Source organism: Kineococcus vitellinus (assembly GCF_009906315.1).
Lineage (GTDB): Bacteria > Actinomycetota > Actinomycetes > Actinomycetales > Kineococcaceae > Kineococcus > Kineococcus vitellinus.
Genome location: NZ_JAAALL010000488.1, coordinates 1 through 1,920, shown reverse-complemented (window position 1 = coordinate 1,920; position 1,920 = coordinate 1). Strand labels below are relative to the sequence as shown.

Here is a 1,920-nt window from a genome sequence, read left to right as displayed (position 1 = left end):
CCTCCCACCAGCGCTCCGGGTCGTCGTAGCCGCTCGCCGCGGCGGGCGGCTACGACGACCCGGAGCGCTGGTGGGAGGACGTCGTGGAGTCCCGCCTGCAGGAGTCCACCCCCTTCGACGTCCTCACCGAGGCGATGGCCGCGCTGCGGGCCGCCGCGCCCGCGCTGCCCGCGGCGCAGCAGCTCGTGGAGGACCGGCGCGAGGCGCACATGCGCCAGGTCCTGCGCGAGGTCCTCAAGGGCGGCGCCCGGCGGGTCGCCGTCGTCTGCGGCGCCTGGCACGCGCCGGCGCTCAGCGGCGCGCTGCCGTCCGCGGCCTCCGACGCCCGCCTGCTGCGCGGCGCCCCGAAGCGCCGCACCACCGTCACCTGGGTGCCGTGGACGCACTCGCGCCTCGCGCACGCCTCCGGCTACGGCGCGGGCATCACCTCCCCGGGCTGGTACCACCACCTGTTCACCGCCCGCGACGAGCCCGTCGCGCGCTGGTTGACGAGGGTCGCCGGCGTCCTGCGCGCGGAGGACCTGCCCGTCTCCAGCGCCCACGTCATCGAGGCCGTGCGGCTGGCGGAGACCCTCGCCGTCCTGCGCGGGCGCCCGCTGGCCGGGCTCGCCGAGGTCACCGAGGCCACCCGCGCCGTCCTGGTGGACGGCGAGGACGCCCTGCTGGCCCTGGTCACCGACCGCCTGGTGGTCGGCGAGGCGATGGGCACCGTGCCCGACGGCGCACCGACCGTCCCGCTGGCCGCCGACCTGCGCGCGAGCGCGAAGCGGCTGCGGCTGGCCCAGGAGCCCGCCGAGCGGCTGCTGGAGCTGGACCTGCGCAAGGACACCGACGCCGCCCGCAGCCGGCTGCTGCACCGGCTGCGGCTGCTGGGCGTCGACTGGGGGGTGCCGGCCCGCCCGCAGGCCCGCAGCACCGGCACGTTCCGCGAGGCGTGGCGGCTGGTGTGGGCGCCCGAGCTCGCCGTGGCCGTCGTGGAGGCCTCCCTCTGGGGCACCACCGTGCCGGCCGCCGCGAGCGCCAGGGCGGTCTCCGAGGCCGCCGGCGCCCCGCTGCCCGAGCTCACCGCGCTCGTGGAGCGCTGCCTGCTGGCCGACCTGCCCGAGGCGCTGCCCGTGGTCGTCGGCGCGCTGGACGAGCGCGCGGCCCTGGACCTGGACGTCGCCCACCTGATGGCCGCGCTGCCCGCGCTGGTGCGCGCGGCCCGCTACAGCGACGTCCGCGGCACCAGCGCCACCACGCTGACCGCCGTCGCGGCGAGCCTGCTCGTGCGCACCTGCGCCGCGCTGCCGGCCGCCGTGACCAGCCTCGACGACGCCGGGGCCGCCGCGCTGCGGGCGGCGCTCGACGACGTCCACGCCGCCGTCCTCCTGTGGGACGACGCCGGGGCCGCCGACCGGTGGCTGGCCGCGCTCGCCGGGGTCTCCGCCCGCACCGACGTGCACGGCCTGCTCGCCGGCCGCGCCACCCGCCTGCTGCGCGACACCGGGCGGCTGCTGCCCGCCGAGGCCGCCCGCCGGCTGCGGCGGGCCCTGTCGCTCGGGGCCCCGGCCCCCGCCCAGGCGGCCTGGGTGGAGGGCTTCCTGGGGCGCGACGGGCTGCTGCTCGTCCACGACGCGGACCTGCTGGCACTGCTCGACGGCTGGGTGTGCTCGCTGCCGGAGCGCGAGTTCACCGACGTCCTGCCGCTGCTGCGGCGCACCTTCGGCGCCTACGACCGCGCCGAGCGCCGCAGCATCGGCGACGCCGTCACCCGCCGCCCCGCCGCCACCACCGCGCCCGCGGCGGTCGACGACGCCCTCGCCCTGCCCGCGGTGCGCAGCGCGGCGCTCCTGCTCGGAGGCCCCGCATGAGCACCGGCACCACCCACGGCCCCGACGGCCCCGACGGGGCCGTCGGGGCCGTCGGGGCCGTCGGGGC

1 pseudogene is annotated in these 1,920 nt (G+C 79.8%); it reads left to right on the top strand.

The features are described from left to right. Positions 1-32: 32 nt before the first annotated feature. Positions 33-1,853 (top strand): annotated as a pseudogene (locus GTQ99_RS22715) (DUF5682 family protein); the annotation flags it as partial. Between the last annotated feature and the right edge of the window lie 67 nt (positions 1,854-1,920).